At 57.3% G+C, this 16,664-nt stretch carries 13 protein-coding genes and 2 pseudogenes; 7 read left to right on the top strand and 8 right to left on the bottom strand.

Annotation, left to right across the window (positions count from 1 at the left end; genetic code table 11):
* Window positions 1–201: 201 nt before the first annotated feature.
* Window positions 202–2,628, top strand: coding sequence for a glycogen/starch/alpha-glucan phosphorylase (locus tag ABLV54_RS05475; RefSeq protein WP_101881089.1), 2,427 nt, complete (start codon window positions 202–204; stop codon window positions 2,626–2,628).
* A 63-nt stretch (window positions 2,629–2,691) separates the two neighbouring features.
* Window positions 2,692–3,033: an STAS domain-containing protein gene (locus tag ABLV54_RS05470; RefSeq protein ID WP_023289065.1), complete on the top strand. Its 342-nt coding sequence runs from the start codon at window positions 2,692–2,694 to the stop codon at window positions 3,031–3,033.
* A 44-nt stretch (window positions 3,034–3,077) separates the two neighbouring features.
* On the opposite strand, the pseudogene ABLV54_RS05465 reads toward ABLV54_RS05470, so the two are convergent.
* Window positions 3,078–3,839, bottom strand: a pseudogene (locus tag ABLV54_RS05465) (EAL domain-containing protein); the annotation flags it as partial.
* 159 nt (window positions 3,840–3,998) lie between these two features.
* Window positions 3,999–4,613, bottom strand: a pseudogene (locus ABLV54_RS05460) (CSS-motif domain-containing protein); the annotation flags it as partial.
* 402 nt (window positions 4,614–5,015) lie between these two features.
* On the opposite strand from ABLV54_RS05460, the gene ABLV54_RS05455 reads away from it, so the two are divergent.
* From ABLV54_RS05455 to ABLV54_RS05440, 4 genes are all read left to right on the top strand, one after another.
* Entirely contained in the window at window positions 5,016–6,032 is a 1,017-nt protein-coding gene (locus tag ABLV54_RS05455; protein ID WP_032455292.1) for an iron ABC transporter substrate-binding protein, read from the top strand.
* 21 nt (window positions 6,033–6,053) lie between these two features.
* Window positions 6,054–7,628, top strand: a complete 1,575-nt coding sequence (locus ABLV54_RS05450) for an iron ABC transporter permease (RefSeq protein WP_050532896.1) — start codon at window positions 6,054–6,056, stop codon at window positions 7,626–7,628.
* Window position 7,629: 1 nt separating this feature from the next.
* Window positions 7,630–8,658 carry an ABC transporter ATP-binding protein gene (locus tag ABLV54_RS05445; protein WP_050532895.1) on the top strand — a complete coding sequence of 343 codons (1,029 nt, stop codon included), beginning with the start codon at window positions 7,630–7,632 and terminating at the stop codon, window positions 8,656–8,658.
* 244 nt (window positions 8,659–8,902) lie between these two features.
* On the top strand, window positions 8,903–9,802 hold the full coding sequence (locus tag ABLV54_RS05440) for a GGDEF domain-containing protein (protein WP_050532894.1): 900 nt from the start codon (window positions 8,903–8,905) through the stop codon (window positions 9,800–9,802).
* Between the two features lie 17 nt (window positions 9,803–9,819).
* Here the strand turns inward: ABLV54_RS05440 and ABLV54_RS05435 are convergent, their stop codons facing one another.
* A complete protein-coding gene (locus tag ABLV54_RS05435; RefSeq protein WP_023289071.1) occupies window positions 9,820–10,653 on the bottom strand; it encodes an AraC family transcriptional regulator in 834 nt (277 codons plus the stop codon).
* Between the two features lie 261 nt (window positions 10,654–10,914).
* Here ABLV54_RS05435 and ABLV54_RS05430 point away from each other — a divergent pair, with 261 nt between their 5' ends.
* The gene (locus ABLV54_RS05430) at window positions 10,915–11,682 is read left to right on the top strand and encodes a phytanoyl-CoA dioxygenase family protein (protein ID WP_049014883.1); all 768 of its coding nucleotides are present in this window, start codon (window positions 10,915–10,917) and stop codon (window positions 11,680–11,682) included.
* 13 nt (window positions 11,683–11,695) lie between these two features.
* Here ABLV54_RS05430 and ABLV54_RS05425 read toward each other — a convergent pair whose 3' ends face one another.
* The 5 genes from ABLV54_RS05425 to ABLV54_RS05405 are packed head-to-tail and all read right to left on the bottom strand — an operon-like array spanning window position 11,696 to window position 16,659.
* The gene (locus ABLV54_RS05425) at window positions 11,696–12,037 is read right to left on the bottom strand and encodes a PTS fructose-like transporter subunit IIB (RefSeq protein ID WP_023289073.1); all 342 of its coding nucleotides are present in this window, start codon (window positions 12,035–12,037) and stop codon (window positions 11,696–11,698) included.
* A 15-nt stretch (window positions 12,038–12,052) separates the two neighbouring features.
* On the bottom strand, window positions 12,053–12,928 hold the full coding sequence (locus tag ABLV54_RS05420) for a [formate-C-acetyltransferase]-activating enzyme (RefSeq protein WP_048297195.1): 876 nt from the start codon (window positions 12,926–12,928) through the stop codon (window positions 12,053–12,055).
* Entirely contained in the window at window positions 12,894–15,191 is a 2,298-nt protein-coding gene (locus ABLV54_RS05415) for a formate C-acetyltransferase (RefSeq protein ID WP_050532893.1), read from the bottom strand. The genes ABLV54_RS05420 and ABLV54_RS05415 overlap by 35 nt, the downstream gene beginning before the upstream one ends.
* Before the next feature lie 50 nt (window positions 15,192–15,241).
* Complete coding sequence (locus ABLV54_RS05410; RefSeq protein WP_023289076.1) at window positions 15,242–15,562, bottom strand: PTS fructose-like transporter subunit IIB; 321 nt, start codon at window positions 15,560–15,562, stop codon at window positions 15,242–15,244.
* Between the two features lie 20 nt (window positions 15,563–15,582).
* Window positions 15,583–16,659 carry a PTS fructose transporter subunit EIIC gene (locus ABLV54_RS05405; protein ID WP_023289077.1) on the bottom strand — a complete coding sequence of 359 codons (1,077 nt, stop codon included), beginning with the start codon at window positions 16,657–16,659 and terminating at the stop codon, window positions 15,583–15,585.
* Between the last annotated feature and the right edge of the window lie 5 nt (window positions 16,660–16,664).

Raw genomic sequence — 16,664 nt, 5'->3', positions numbered from 1 at the left:
TCAGCGCCGCAGCGTTATCAGCTGGCGAAAATGAAACCACCAATCCGTTTAAAAGGAGGAATGTTAATTGTTCCGAAGCACGATATAAGCGAATTGATGCTCAGGAATAAAAACTTTCCGCAAAAAAACTTCGTCTATACTTGGAAAAATGATGATTTACCTGCCACGGTTTAACGCAGAAAAGAGACCAGTGAGGTCAGCATGCCTGTCATTAATCCGCAAGATATCAAAGAATTACGGGCGTTGGTTGAAGAGCAATTAAAATACACGCTGTGTGTCAGCTTAAATAAAGCCACGCAAGGCGATATTTTTAACGCGGTGGCGCTGGCCATTCGTCATTTTCAGCAGGACCATTTTCTGTCGAGCCAGGCGCGGCAGCGCGAAGCGCGAAAAAAGCGAGTTTACTACCTGTCGATGGAGTTTTTACTCGGCCAGTCGCTGCGTAATAACCTGGTGAATATGAATTTACTGTCGGAGATGCGCCAGGTGGTCAATGACCTGGGGTTTGATCTTGAACGACTCCTTGACGAGGAGCCTGACGCCGCGCTGGGTAACGGCGGGTTAGGGCGCTTAGCCGCTTGCTTTATCGACTCGATGGCCACCCTTGACATTGCAGCGTCCGGGCATGGCATCAAATACGAATATGGCCTTTTTCGCCAGTCCTTTCAAAACGATCAGCAGATCGAACATCCTGATGACTGGCACTCCATGCATTCCCCATGGCTGGTGGAGCATCACGCCCAGCACATTCTGATCCCGCTGGGGGGGTATATCGAGCACAGCGAAGATATAGATGGTAATTACAACCCGATGTGGCTCGGCTGGAAAACTATCGTTGGTATTCCCCATGACTATTTTGTTTCCGGCTACCGGGATACGACCACCAACAAGCTGCGTCTCTACAGCGCGGTAGCCTCTGACTCCTTTAATATCCATATTTTTAATCGCGGCGATTATATCAAGGCGGTGAGTGAAAAAATCGCCTCGGAGAATATTTCAAAAATACTCTATCCTTCCGATGAGGTGCTGACCGGAAAAGAGCTGCGGCTGACCCAAGAATATTTTCTGGTGGCCTGTACGCTGCGGGATATATTTCGTGACTACGCTGAGGTTAATGACGACATTACTTTGCTGGCGCAGCATGTGGCTATTCAGCTTAATGACACCCATCCGGCATTGGCGGTGGTGGAGCTGATGCGGATCCTCGTGGACGAATACCGACTACCCTGGGAGCAGGCGTGGGAGATAACGCAAAATACCTGCGCCTACACCAATCATACGCTGATGCCGGAAGCGCTGGAGACCTGGCCTGTGTCGTTGTTTGAGAAACTTCTGCCGCGTCATTTGCAGATTATATTTGAGATTAACCACCGTTTTCTCGAAGCGGTGGCCCGGCGCTGGCCGGATAAAAATCATCTGTTATCTTCGCTGTCTTTAATTGACGAACATCATGATAAGCAAATCCGCATGGCTAATCTGGCCATTGTCGGTAGCCATCGCGTGAATGGGGTGGCGTGGCTGCACTCAGAATTGGTCAAAAAACAGCTGGTGCCTGATTTCTATTTTATCACCCCGGAGAAATTCATTAATCAGACCAACGGCGTCACACCGCGTCGTTGGGTGCAGCAGGCTAACCCTGGGCTGGCAGAGTTTTTGCAACAACAATTGGGGGAGGGGTGGCCAACCGATTTACCCCAGCTCTCCCGTCTGGAAAACCTGGTGGACGATCCGGCCGTTATTGACAATATCCGGGCCATAAAATTTGCTAACAAAACCGCGCTCAGCCAGCTGGTGGCGCAACGCTACGGCATCCCGCTGGATCCGCTGGCCATGTTTGACTGTCAGGTCAAACGTATTCACGAATACAAACGACAGTTACTCAATATTCTTCACGTGATCGCGCTGTACCTGGATATCAAAGAGGCAGGGAGAACGATTGCGCCTAAGGTCCATTTGTTTGCGGGTAAAGCGGCGCCGGGCTACCGGATGGCGAAGCTGATTATTCAGTTGATTAATACCGTTGCCCGAAAAATTAACAGTGACCCGCAGGTCGCCGGGCAGCTTAAAGTGGTTTTCCTCGAAGATTATAAAGTCTCGCTGGCGGAAAAAATTATTCCCGCCACGGATCTCTCTGAGCAAATTTCCACCGCCGGGACCGAGGCGTCCGGCACCAGCAATATGAAGTTTGCCATGAACGGCGCGTTAACTATCGGCACCTATGATGGGGCGAATATCGAAATCCGCGAGGCAGTGGGGATCGATAATTTTTATCTGTTTGGCGCGGTGGCGGAAGAGATTGAAGAGAGCCGACGCCTCGGGCGTCACCATGCGTTCTATCATCAGAATCCGGCTATCGCGCGAGTGGTCGATAGCCTGGTGTCCGGGCAGTTTACCGCCGATCGCGAACGGTTTGCGCCGCTGCATCAGATGCTGACGGGGGCCGATCATTACTGCCATCTGCTGGATTTCGACAGTTATTGTCAGGTGCAACAGCAGGCGATGGCTGATTTTGAACAACCGGATCGCTGGCACCGCCGGGCCTTGCTCAACATTTGCCGGATGGGGGAGTTTTCCAGCGACAGAACTATCCGCGGCTACGCCAGGGATATCTGGGGCATCACCCGCTAAAAAAGCACACGCCGAACAGAACTGAGTCGCGTTGACAGGTGTCAGCCAACATTGAGGATAAAGATGAACGTTGAATTACATACTGAGCAGGGCGTCAAAATTATCGTGCCCCTGGTGCGTCGACTGGATGCTTCCGTTGTCTCGGCGTTTAAGCAGCAGGTTCTCGAGGCCATCGACGGGGAGACGAAAAACGTACTGCTGGATCTGAGCCATGTCGAGTTTATCGACAGCAGTTGCCTGGGCGCCCTGGTATCCATACTCAAGAGCGTCAGTGGGCAGGGAGAGCTGGTGCTGTGTTCGCTCAACGGGACGATCCAGAACCTGTTCAAGCTTACCCGTATGGATCGTATCTTTTCTATTAAAGAGAACCGTCAGGAGGCGCTGAACCTGTTTGCTCAGGGATGAGGTTTGTGCAGGGCAGGATTGCCGCCGGGTTACTGACCGCCCGCTTATTCTTCGATAATCCGAGCCTTCGGTTTACTCAGCAGGAGCATCACCAGCGCGACGTAGGGCATCGGCTTCCAGAAGAAGTAGCCCTGCAGCAGAGGAATATTCTGGCGATTGAGGTAATCCAGCTGGGCCTGGGTTTCAACGCCCTCGGCAATGATGCGCAGTGAAAGCGTTCGGGCCATCTCTATCACGCAGTCCAGCAGCTTGCTTGACGGCGTCTCTCCGGTCACGCGACCGACAAAGCTCTGATCGATTTTAATGTAATCAAACACCAGCTCGTGCAGATAGGAAAGCCCGGAATAGCCAGTACCAAAGTCGTCCAGCGCGATGGAAAACCCGCAGTTGTGTAACCTGTTGAGCTTGTCGACCACCGCCCCATTGAGTAACAGCGGTTCCTGCTCGGTGATCTCCAGCATCAGCTTTACCGCTTTACCCTCAAAGCCGCGCTGAAAGTGCAGACAATCATCGATAAACGTCGGCGAGTTAATATGCGACGCGCTGATGTTGAGGCCAATATGAAACCCATCCGGTAGTTTATTAAAGAGCGGTCTCATCTGGGCGGTTACCTGCGCCATCAGGCTGCGGGTCAGCGGAATAATTAGGCCGGTACGCTCGGCCAGCGGTATAAATTCAGCAGGTGAACGCGAGGGTGTGGTGGTGTTTTGCCAGCGAGCCAGTATTTCCACACCGTATATCTCACCGGTTTTCCCGTTCACCAAAGGCTGGTAGTAGGGAACGATATAGCCCTGGGCGATGGCGTAGCGCAACTTTTCTTCTTCAGAGGTGTAAACATTGAGAAATTTACGCATCAGAAAATAAAACAGCAGCGAAACAGAGAAAATAAAAATCAGCAAACCGGCGCCATTATTCACCAGGCGGCCGGGGCTTAAAAAAGATGACTCGGGATAGGCAATGCGAAACGGATAGGCCGGCGAGGTAAAAACGCTCCGGCTTGGATCAGCAGCCTGTGGCTGGACATCGCCATGCCTGGTAATCATTTGATCCTGAACCCATAGGGCCAGCCCATTGCTATCCGAATCGCTATATAGCGCATCGCGCAGATGGACGTCGCTGATAGTGACAATCACCCGGATCTGCGCTGAGTGCGTCTGATAGATCAGCACCGGACGCTTATTGACCATCATTCTGGCCGGGAGCAGCATCAGAGGTTCGTCAGATAAAGACACAGGGCTGAGCGTCAGGACCCGGTTGCCGGGCAGGGACGAGCACCACACCTGGCCCTCTTTTATCAGCATAATGGTGCGCAGATGCGGCTGCAGGGCGGCCTCCGTTCCGAGCTGAAACTGACCCTGTTCCGAGCACCCGCTGCGGCTAACGTTCATCGCCGTCACCGTTGCTGTGCGGGCCTCATCCAGAATAACGGCGATTTTCGTCGCCGCCTGGCGGGCGGCGGCGACATGGGCGGCCTGGTCGGAATGCCACAGTTGCCAGTTAATGACGAACACGCCAGCCAGAAATACCACCAGCGCCAGGGAAAAGGCAATCCATGCGTTTCGCCGCTTTATCTCTTTCATTTATCGTGCGTGCCAGGGTGAGTGTGCATAAAGTTAACCATCCCTCTGACGGTAAAGGCTTTTTAATGATCGTAGAAGGGGGATATCTTTCGCGATGACGGCGCATATTAAAAACATGATCAGTATCACAATACCCGCCGGCAAAGACCGCAGATAACGTGCAGAGGCGGCTGCTCTGTCACGAAGGCAATAAAATAATCGCAGCTTAATGTTTTCTTAATCTAAATTTCGGGAACGGATGGTTTTAAGCATTTTCTAATCCCTAATAACAGACCGGCGCTATTTTTTGCTTTTTTAAGTTTATGATAATTGTTTTCATTATCATTCTTTTTTTGCTGTGATTTAATCCTCTCCGCTCAGGCTATTTACCATTAATTGCCCTATTTCATTAAGGATGCGTTCATGAAATCTCGCTTATCGCCCCTCCGCACGGCAGCGCTGGTTGCCGCTTCTCTGTTTCTGGCGCCGCAAGGGATGGCGGCTGACGGTCAGGACGGGATTGTGGTCTACAACGCCCAACACGAAAATCTGGTGAAGTCGTGGGTGGATGGATTTACGAAAGAGACCGGTATTAAAGTCACGCTGCGCAATGGTGATGACAGCGAGCTGGGTAATCAGCTGGTTCAGGAAGGCGCCGCGTCGCCAGCCGATGTGTTTCTGACCGAGAACTCGCCGTCGATGGTGCTGGTTGATAATGCCAAACTTTTCGCCCCGCTGGATGCGGCGACCCTGCAGCAGGTTCCGGCGCAGTACCGCCCTCAGCACGGTCGCTGGATCGGCATCGCCGCGCGCAGCACCGTCTTCGTCTATAACCCGGCGAAAATCAGCGAGGCGCAGCTGCCGCACTCGCTGATGGATCTGGCAAAACCGGAGTGGAAGGGCCGCTGGGCGGCTTCGCCATCGGGGGCGGATTTCCAGGCTATCGTCAGCGCGATGCTGGCGCTGAAAGGCGAGCAGGCGACCCTCGACTGGCTGAAGGCGATGAAAACCAACTTTGTCGCCTATAAAGGCAACAGCACGGTGATGAAAGCGGTCAACGCCGGGCAGATCGACGGCGGGGTGATCTACCATTACTATCGCTTCGTTGACCAGTCAAAAACCGGCGAGAACAGCAAAAACACCCAACTGTATTACTTCAAACACCAGGATCCAGGGGCCTTCGTCAGCATTTCCGGCGGCGGCGTGCTGGCCTCCAGCAAACATAAAGCGCAGGCGCAGGCTTTTATTAAATGGATCACTGGTAAGCAGGGACAGGATGCGCTGCGCACCAATAACGCCTTCGAATATGCGGTGGGGGTAGACGCGGCCTCTAACCCGAAACTGACCCCGCTGAAAGATCTGGACGCCCCGAAGGTAGAACCTTCCTCGCTGAACAGTAAAAAGGTCATTGAACTGATGACGCAGGCTGGCCTGCTCTGATCCTGAGGAAGTGATGTTGCTATGTCTGTTCTGAGTCTGTCGCTCGGAAAGAAAACAGGACGCCTGCCCGAGCGCAGGCGTCCTGCATTTCCGATGGTTGCCTTAGCGCTCCTGTTTTCATTGCTGGCGCTGTTGCCGTTAGGGTTTGTGGTGGCGGTCGGATTCGATACCGGCTGGCCGACAATCAAAGCGCTGGTCTTTCGCCCGCGGGTAGGCGAGCTGCTCAGCAATACCCTGTGGCTGACGGTGCTGGCGGTCCCCATCAGCATTGTGCTTGGCGTGACGCTGGCCTGGCTGACGGAACGTACCGCGATGGCCGGGCGGCAGCTGTGGTCGGCGCTGGCGGTGGCCCCGCTGGCCATTCCAGCCTTTGTTCAGAGCTACGCGTGGGTCAGCGCTGCGCCCTCGCTGCATGGCCTGGGCGCCGGGGTGTTTCTTTCCGTGCTGGCCTACTATCCGTTTATCTATATGCCGGTGGCGGCCGTGCTGCGCCGACTCGATCCCACGCTTGAAGATGTCGCCGCATCGCTGGGCACTCCGCCGTGGAAAGTGTTCTTTCGGGTGGTCCTCCCGCAGCTGCGGCTGGCTATCTGCGGCGGTGCGCTGCTGGTGGCTCTGCATCTGCTGGCGGAATATGGTCTGTTTGTGATGATCCGCTTCGATACTTTCACTACCGCCATTTACGATCAGTTCCAGTCGACCTTCAGCGGTCCGGCCGCCAATATGCTGGCGGGCGTGCTGGCTCTGTGCTGTCTGGCGATCCTGCTGCTGGAGAGCGCTTCGCGCGGTAAAGCGCGCTATGCGCGTATCGGCGCCGGGGCGGCGCGCGAGCAGAAGCGCCTGGTGCTGGGTAAAGGGGCCGCTTTCGGCGCGCAGCTGCTGCTTCTGTTGCTGGTGTTGCTGGCGATGGGGGTGCCGTTGCTGGTCCTGGGACGCTGGCTGTGGCTGGGCGGTATCGACAACTGGCTGCATGCCGATCTGTGGCATTCCCTGCGTCAAACGCTGCTGCTGGGGGCGGGCGGGGCGCTGCTGACGACGGTCTGCGCGATCCCCATCGCCTGGCTCGGCGTGCGCTATCCGCGTCCGCTGTTCCGCCTGCTGGAGGGGTGTAATTACATCACCAGCTCGCTGCCCGGCATCGTGACCGCGCTGGCGCTGGTCACCGTCACCATCCACTATGCCCGTCCGGTGTACCAGACAGAAGTGACGCTGTTTCTGGCCTATTTGCTGATGTTTATGCCGCGGGCGCTGATTAACCTGCGCGCCGGTATCGCCCAGGCGCCGGTGGAGCTGGAAAACGTCGCCCGCAGTCTCGGACGCAGCCCGGCCCGCGCCCTGTGGAGTATCACCATGCGGCTTGCCGCTCCGGGGGCGGCCGCCGGCGCCGCGCTGGTGTTCCTCGGCGTCAGCAATGAGCTGACCGCCACGCTGCTGCTCTCGCCGTTAGGCACCCGCACGTTGTCGACCGGATTCTGGGCGTTAACCAGCGAGATCGACTACGTGGCGGCGGCGCCCTACGCGCTGTTGATGATCGTCATTTCGCTGCCGCTGACGGCGGTTCTCTATATGCAGTCGAAAAAAATGGCAGGGTTGTAACATGCTGGAATTGTCTTCTGTTTCGAAATCCTTCGCCGACGCGCAGGTCCTCGATAATATTCATCTTCAGGTGGCGCCGGGTAGCCGGACGGCTATAGTGGGTCCGTCGGGTTCGGGAAAAACCACGCTGCTGCGCATTCTCGCCGGTTTCGAAACGCCCGACAGCGGGCGGATCGTGATGCACGGCGCGCCGCTGTTTGCCGAGGGCGTGTTTGTTCCTGCCCACCAGCGTCAGATCGGCTACGTTCCGCAGGAGGGGGCGCTGTTTCCTCACCTCAATGTGGCGGACAATATCGCCTGGGGACTGGACGCCAGCCGCGAGGAAAAACGTCGCCGGGTGGGCGCGCTGATGGAGATGGTCGCCCTCGACCACAGCCTGGCGCGCCACTGGCCGCATGAGATCTCCGGGGGCCAGCAGCAGCGTGTGGCTCTGGCTCGCGCCCTGGCCCAGCAGCCGGCGCTGATGCTGCTCGATGAACCCTTTTCTGCCCTGGACACCGGACTGCGCGCCAGCACGCGCAAAGCGACCGCCGATCTGCTGGCGGAGACCGGCATCGCCTCGATTCTGGTGACCCATGACCAGACCGAAGCGCTGTCGTTCGCCACACAGGTGGCGGTGATGCGCCAGGGGCGCTTCGCCCAGGTGGGGACCCCGCTGGCGGTTTACGCGCAGCCGGTGGATGAAGAGACGGCGCTGTTTCTCGGCGATGCCCTGATCCTCCCCGCACGGCTGAGCCCCGGGCGGGCCAGCTGCGCGCTGGGCGACCTGGCGACAGACGCAGGGCATCCTGCTGGTGAAGGTAAGGTGATGTTGCGTCCGGAACAGCTGAGCGTCAGCGTGAGCGGGCCGCAGGAAAGTACCGCCACCATCCGCGATGTTGATTTCTCCGGCCAGCTCTCCACGCTGACGCTGTCGATGTCCGGGCACGATCGGCCGATTGTCCTGCGAACCGTAAGCCAGCCGGCGTGGCAGCCCGGCGCGACGGTGCGACTGACGGTCAGCGGCAAGGCGCGAGTGTTCAGCGGCTAATCTCTGAGCAGGCGCCGCCGGTTATCGGTGGCGCCGCACGGAAAGCTAATCAGCTGATGGATTTAGCCGATAGTATCCGCGCCACTGACCTCGTCGCCATGGAGTGGTAGTACGTTGGAACAATTCCGCGGGGTCAGTCTACCTCACCGCCGTTTTGTCGGCGCGTCGCTTTTTCATTCGTCCCGCTGCGCTTAACTGCTATCCTGTCCCGCGATCGGCCCTGTGGTTACCATGAGACATCGCTATGCCTGAATGCCTTATTCCTGCGAAACGCCCCATTCCGTCCGCTTTGGCGCGGGGTACGCTACTGCCTGCGCTGCTGGTTATCGTCGCCGTCGCTGTCGGCTGTGCGCTGGTGTCGCCGCCCATCGGCACGTGGCGAGAAATCCTGGCCAACCCCGGGCTCTATATCGATATGCTGGCGCTGCTGTTTCTGGTGTTTATGCTGTGGAGCTCAGCGAAGGTGCGGATGAGCCGTATTGCCGTCAACTGGGTGCGCTATGGGCTGCTGCTGTGGATTGCCGGCGGCACGTTCGATGTGATGGATGAGATGGTGGTTCAGCCGCGCTGGATGGGCTACTACTGCGAAGATCTGCTGCGCCTCTCCGGGATGCTGCTGACCGTGGTGGGCGTCTACAAAATTATTGAGCGCATCAACCTGCTGTACGTTGACGCGCGCTCGCAATCCCTAAAAGATGAGCTCACTCAGTTGCCCAACCGCCGCTTTTTTATCGATACCATTCGCGAAAAGTCCGGACATGCTTTGGGGCTCATGATCCTGGATATCGATTTTTTTAAGAAAATCAACGATACCTGGGGCCACCTGGTGGGGGATGAAGTGTTATTTTCCCTGGGGAAACAGCTGGCGAAACTGACCAGCGAGCAGGTCCTGCCGGCGCGTATCGGTGGGGAAGAGTTTGCCATTATCGTCGATGGCCTGTCGGAGCCTGAGCTGCACGATCTGGCGCAGGCGATCCTCGACAATGCCCGCACCATCCTGATCAATCATCAAACACCGCTGTCGATCAGCATTGGCGTCGGAACCTGGCGGCCGGGCGAAGCGCAGGAGACGTTTATCCGCAAAGTCGACGAGGCGTTGTACAAGGCCAAGCACAACGGGCGCGGGCGCGTGGAGTGGGCGTAATATTCCGACACGGCAGGTTAGGCCTGCTGTGCGCTGCGGCAGTGTCGCCGATACTCTGACGGCGAACGCTCGGTGTAGCGTTTGAAGACCCGGCAAAAATAGTTGCTGTCGACAAAGCCGCAGTTATGGGCGATCTCTTTCACCTTCAGGTCATAGCCGCGCAGCAGCTGTTTTGCCTTTTCAAGACGCACCCGGGTCAGATATTCGTTAAATCCCACCGAGCCTGATTTCTGAAAAATATGCGAAAGATAGTTGGGCGTGATGTGAAAACGTCTGGCCACTGATTCCCGCGTCAGCGGCAGGCTCAGATTTTCCTCGAGATAGTCCTGAACGGCAAGAAACAGATCCCGGCTGCGACTGACGCGCATTTCCAGCCCAACCAGCTGTTCGCGACAGTGGCTCAGTAGCGCGGCGACCACCAGCCGGGCGGTCAGCGGATCGGGCTGCAGGCTGACTTCATTCAGGCTCAGCAGCAGGTAAGAGCCCACGCGCGGCCCGAGGCGGGCAACGCTTTGCTTCTCCGTGTGCAGGCTTTTCCCGTCCCAGCGTTGAATACTGAATCCCAGTTTCTGCCGGCCAAACAGGATACTCAGGGTAGTGGCCGGGCCGGTCCACTGCGGCAGCGTCCACTTTCCCGCCTGCACGTAGAGTACCTGCAGCGCGGTTAACGTCGAAGCGGCTAGCGGCAGCCCCTGTTCATTAAGCTGACCCTCCAGCACAATTTCCAGACGTGGAAACGGTACGTTGAAGGCAAGGGCAGGCACGGAGATATCCGGCTCAGGAAATCTCACCTGTAAGCGATCTTTTTGACCGATTAACCGATGCAGTATATCCGGCAGATCTTCAATCATTCTTTGCCCTCAGCATGCGCATTATCCTGTTGATGATAATCTATTTTTTCCTCCCCGGCAGCGTTTGTTAAGCCATTTTGCGCGGTGGATTCCCGGTCAGCTACAGCACAGGCATCGCCGAAAACGTGATTGTTGACGCCCATCACACTTTGTTGGCTCGCGTACGTATGTCCAGTTTTTCGTAGCGTTCGCCTCCTGTCATGCCGCGGATGGACCAGTAGAGTTTGTTTGTGTTATCGGAACGTTAAAAAGGAACGCAACATGAACTCATCTTCAGCTAGCTTTCTCGATGCGTTAGGCGCCAGCCTGGCGCTCAGCGCGCAAATGAAACACGAGCTCGACACCCTCGGCTACACCGTTGTGCATAACGTCGTTGACGCCCAGTGGCTGAGCGAAATGCGACGGCTAATTGATACCCTGGTCGAGCGCGAAGGCGACAATCTGGCGATGGAACATCATCAGGAAGCGACCGCGACGCGGATCGCCAACCTGGTGAATAAGGGGGTTATCTGGGAGAAAGTCTGGGCTCATCCGCTGATCCTCTCCGCCTGCCGCTATATCTTCGACGGCGATTTTAAAGTCTCCAGCCTGAACGCGCGCGAGGCGTTATATAACGGCGGCCACCAGCCGCTGCACGCCGACTGGAAAAAGCCGCGCCCGGATTTTCCCAAAGTCCACCTGGTGAATACCATCTGGGCGATAGACGATTTGAGCGCCGCCAACGGCGCGCCGCGGATTATCCCCGGTACCCATCTGCGTCCTGAGCTCCCGGAAGAGGTACTGGCCGACCCAGAGCAGGCCCACCCTGATGAAATCGTGTTTGCTGCGCCGGCCGGGAGCGTGATGATTTACAACGCTCACGCCTGGCACGGCGGCACGCGTAATCGTGAGGGCAGCAGACGACGTGTGCTGCATGGGTTATACATCGATCGCGCGGATACGCCGCAGCAGGACCAGCGGCGCTGGTTGACGCCCGAGACGGCCAGCCGCCTGACGCCAGCGCAAAAGTGGTTGCTGGATGTAGAGTAAGGCCTGTCGCCGGTCAGGGAAGTTCAACATAGACGACCGGCTTTTTCATGATGCTTTTCACGGCCTCGACGATCTGCTGCGGCTGCAGCAGGAAGCTCTTGATGCTGGTTTTAATCGTCCGCAGGCCGCGAAAGCGCTGGGCGTCGTCAATTTCGATATCCGTCACCAGCAGCACCACTTCGGCGCGGGCGATATCTTCTGCGGTAATGCGATTTTCAACGCCGAGCGCGCCCTGAGTTTCCACCTTAAGATGCCATTTTTCATGATGACCGACCTTTTCCAGCCGTTCGGCAGCCATATAGGTGTGCGCCACTCCGCTGACGCAGGCGGTGACGGCGATAATATTGAAGTCCATAACATCCTCCTGGCGTTAACCGCCGATAGTGACGTGGAATCCGGCCGCTTCGGCCATTACCCGATAAGGTTGAATGTCCGCTTCGTCAGGCGCTTTCACCCTGGCCAGCGCCCAGGGTTTGCCCAGCAGACGGTATTTGGGCTCGCCGTATTGATGAAATGGCAGCAGGTGCAATTCTGTAAGATTAAAAGGTGCGAGAAAGTTCAGAATCTGGCGAAAATTATCGACGCTCATGGTATAGCCCGGGATCAGCGGCACGCGTGGGATGAGGTTGATCTCTCTAGCCGCCAGCTGGCGAAAATTATCCAGTACCCGCGGCTGATTGATTCGCAGTAGCGACAATGCCCGCTCAGGTTCCATGATTTTAAAATCAAATAACACCTCGTCGCAGGCTTCAGCCACCGGTAAAAAACGGTTGAAGGGCCCGTCGCCAGCGGTTTCGATGGCGGTGCGGATCCCCCACTGGCGCAGGCGCTGGAGAAAGCGGGCGGCAAATTCGGCCTGCATGAGCACTTCACCGCCGGAGAGGGTGACACCGCCGCCGGAGGCGCGGAAGAAGACTTCATCCTTCAGCACCTCATGAAGGAGGTTATCCAGCGTCATGTCGCGACCGATCTGCTCCCATGCCCCGGAGGGACACTCGACGACATCCTGCTGGCAGCGGGCGCAACCCAGGCATTTACTCTGCCGGCGCAGGGTCTGGATCCTGGGTGACATTGACTCCGGGTTGGCGCACCACGGGCAGGTGTGGGGGCAGCCTTTGAAAAATACCACCGTGCGGATCCCCTGGCCATCGTTGAGCGAGTAGCGCTGCAGATTAAAAATGCGCGCCCGGTCGGCGCGCGTCTCCATCACCTCACAGCTGATGCGCGGTGCGGCGGATAATGTCATCCTGAATCTCCTTCGACAGCTCAACAAAGAAGGCGCTGTAGCCCGCGACGCGCACCACCAGGCCGGCAAAGTCCTGCGGCCGTTGCTGCGCTTCACGCAGGGTGTCGGCATTGACCACGTTAAACTGAATATGCTGCAGCTTGAGCTTGCAGAAAGCCTGTAAAAAGTCTGCCAGCTTGTTTAGCCCGCCGTCGCCGGCCAGCGTCGCCGGGGTAAATTTAACGTTGAGCAGCGTACCGTTCGACAGCAGATAGTTATCCAGCTTGCTGACTGATTTCAGCACCGCCGTCGGCCCCTGGGCATCCTGGCCGACCATTGGCGACAGGCCGCCGTCCGCTAACTGTTCGCCAGCCAGCCGCCCGTCCGGGGTAGCCCCCACCACCGAGCCCAGCGGCACGTGCGCCGAGACGGTATAGGAGCCGGGCGTAAAACGCCCGCCGCGCGGATTCAGATATTGTTCCACCTCTTTGCAGTAAAAGCGCAGCAGATCGGCGCTGATATTATCGACGTCGTCGATATCGTTGCCGTATTTTTCAAAACGGTTGATCAACCGGGCGCGGATTTTCTCTCCCTCTGGCGTCTGGAAGTTGGCTTTCAGTACCGCCATCAGTTGGTCAAAGCTAAGGCGCTGCTGGTCAAAGACCATCCCCTTCAGGGCATAAAGCGAATCGCTCAGGTTGGCGATCCCGATGCCCTGGACGCCGGAGAAGTTATAGCGCGCTCCGCCGGCGGTGATGTCTTTACCGTGCTGCACGCAATCTTTAATGAACGAGGAGAGGAGAGGCACTGGCGCCCAGTCGCGATGGCCGATATCGCAGATATTGCTGCGCTCGACCATCAGCTTGATGTAATAGCGAATTTTGTCGCGCATCTGGCGGATAAGCCCTTCCCAGCTGACCTCCGGTTGTCCTTCATTTTCCTGCAGGACAAGTTCCATGACCTTCAGCAGGTTGAACATGGCGATATCATGCAGGCCGTAGGTGCGGCCGGGGATCGACAACTCGACGCAGCCGACCACCGCGTAGTCGCGGGCGTCTTCCAGCGACACGCCGCGATTGAGGAAGGCGGGGACCACCACCTCGTCGTTGAAAATCTGTGGAATGCCGGTGCCCAGGCGGATGGTTTCGGCGGTTTTACGCAGGAACGGGCGGTCAATCAGCTCGTTCACCCGCACGCCAAGATTCGGCTGCGGCAATTGCACGTTTTGATAGGCATCGAGGCATAAAAATGACAGCACGTTGACCGCGCTGCGCCCGGTTTCCGTTAGCCCACCGAGCAGGGCGGTATACCCGGTGGGAAAACCGGCGAAATAGCGTGCGCTACTGGAGGAGCGCAGCAGGACGATGTCGTTGCATTTTACCCAAAGCGACTCCAGCAGCTCCTTGAGCGACGCCGGATCCTGTCCTTGATTCAGCGACGCCTGATAAAACGGCAGCATGTACTGGTCAAAACGGCCGAGCGAAATGGAGCTGGCATTGGATTCGTACTGCAGAATGATGTTCATATACCAGAACAGCTGGCAGGCCTGGGGGAAGTCCGTTGGCCGGTGCTGCGCATTGTGGCGCGAAATCGCGGCGATGGTTAACAGCTCCCGCTGACGCTGCGGATCCTGACAGTGTCCAGCCATCTCCTCGGCCAGCGCGGCGTAGCGCAGAATATGGCGCTGAGAGGCCTCCAGCAGGATCAATACCGCCTGATAAAAAGGGTTATCAGGCTGCCGGTCGCAGTGTGATTGCATCTCCGCAACCAGCGCGTCCAGGCCATTATTCAACAGGTGCGGATAGTCGATAATGATATGGCCCTGGCCTTTATCGGTCTGGTTCACGCTGAATATTTGGGTGCTGACGGCGGCTTTGACCTCGTCGGTCATCTGGCCGTTGATGAAATCTTTCATTGAGCGCTTTTCCCAGTAGGGGAACAGCGTTTCCCGATAGACGCGCTTATCTTCTTCGCTTATCGCGAAGCGGTCCTGCGGTCGGGTCGGGAAGGTGTCGAGCTCGTTAAGCAGCCAGTAGGGATCCATCTCCGGCGACATAATGCCGGCCCGCGGTTTGATGGTACGGTTGCCGGCAATCAGTTCATCATCACGAATCGAAATGTCTACCTTATCGAGGATCCAGGCGGTGGCCTTCGCCCGGCGAATAATCACCGGCTCGCCCTCCGTTTGCCGATGGCTGGCGGTATAGAGCAGGGCGCGTTCAAGAGATATTTCGCGCGGTTGGGCGAACAGGCTGGCTTTCAGGCGTTGAGTACGATTCGTCATGACAAACTCCATGTTGTGGCGAAGGGCGCGCGGGCGCCCCTTTTAAGGCTTCAGGCTCGTTGGGAAAGGTGGCTGTCTATCTTGTTCATGATGGCGTCGGCGCGTTTGACCGCATCGCTGATATTGACGCGTACGATAGTTTTCCCGGCAAAACGCTCTTCGAATTTGATACCGATATCTTTGGTCAGAATGACCATATCGGCGGCGGCGATCTCTTCCGCGGTCAGCTCGTTTTCAATGCCGATAGAACCCTGGGTTTCAACTTTGACCTGCCAGCCTTTGGCCTTAGCGGCGCTTTCTAACGATTCGGCGGCCATATAGGTGTGAGCCACACCCGACGGGCAGGCGGTGACAGCGATAATGTGGGTCATAATCTGTTCCTTCCAGTCTGTTAGTTAATTTCAAAATCAAGGTCTAATTCGTCGTCGGCTTTGGCGTCAGACGATTTCTTTTTAGCCAGCGCTTTCAGCACAATGACGCAGGCGGCGCTGACGCAGGCGCCGACCAGCAGCGCGGCGATAAAGCCGAGTTTGCCCTGGACCACCGGCAGCACGATGAGCCCGCCCCAGCCGGCGTAACACTGGGCGCCCAACAGCGCCGCGGTGACGCAGCCGCTGGCCGCGCCAATCATATTGGCCGGAATAACGCGCAGCGGGTCGGCAGCGGCAAAGGGAATCGCCCCTTCGGTGACCCCGACGCAGCCCATCACCAGCGCCGCTTTGCCGGTTTCCCTCTCTTCGGCGGTGAAATATTTGCGGCCGATCAGCGTCGCCAGTCCCATCCCCAGCGGCGGTACGGCGATGCCGACGGCGGCGATAGCCACTACGCTGTAGACCCCCTGTGAAACGCAGATCAGCATGAAGGCGTAGGCCACTTTGTTCACCGGGCCGCCCATATCAAACGCCAGCATCAGGCCCATAATGATGGCCAGCACCACGATGCTGCCTTCGCGCATGCCCTGCAGCCAGTTGGTCAGGTTTGCCGTGAGCGCGCCTACCGGTTCGCCGAGCCCCCACATCATGATCCCGGCAGTAATAAAGGTGCCGATGATGGGAATAATGAATATCGGCATCACCGAGCGCAGCACCTTGTGGACCGGTATTTTTTTCAGGTAATAGACCACCAGACCGCCGATCATCCCAGCGATCAGCGCGCCAAAGAAGCCGGCGCCGAAGCTGTTACCTACCCAGGCGCCGATGGCGCAGGGGGCCAGCGCGGCGCGGTCGGCGATGGAGTAGCCAATGTAGGCGGCGAGAAAAGGGACCATCAGCGTCAGGCCGGCGACGCCAATATCAAACAGTTTCTTCAGGTTGGGATCGGTGGCGGCATCCGGAACCGCACCTTTGCCATACAACATGACGGACACCGCCAGCAGGATCCCGCCGGAGACCACGAAGGGGATCATATGTGACACGCCGGTCATCAGATGCTGGCGAGTATTTTTTAGTATTTGCACCAGTTCGTTCATTGCTT

The organism is Klebsiella sp. JB_Kp042 (genome assembly GCF_040065275.1).
Lineage (GTDB): Bacteria > Pseudomonadota > Gammaproteobacteria > Enterobacterales > Enterobacteriaceae > Klebsiella > Klebsiella quasipneumoniae.
The sequence above is the reverse complement of the archived record's forward strand: the minus strand, read 5'-3'. Positions and strand labels throughout refer to the sequence as shown.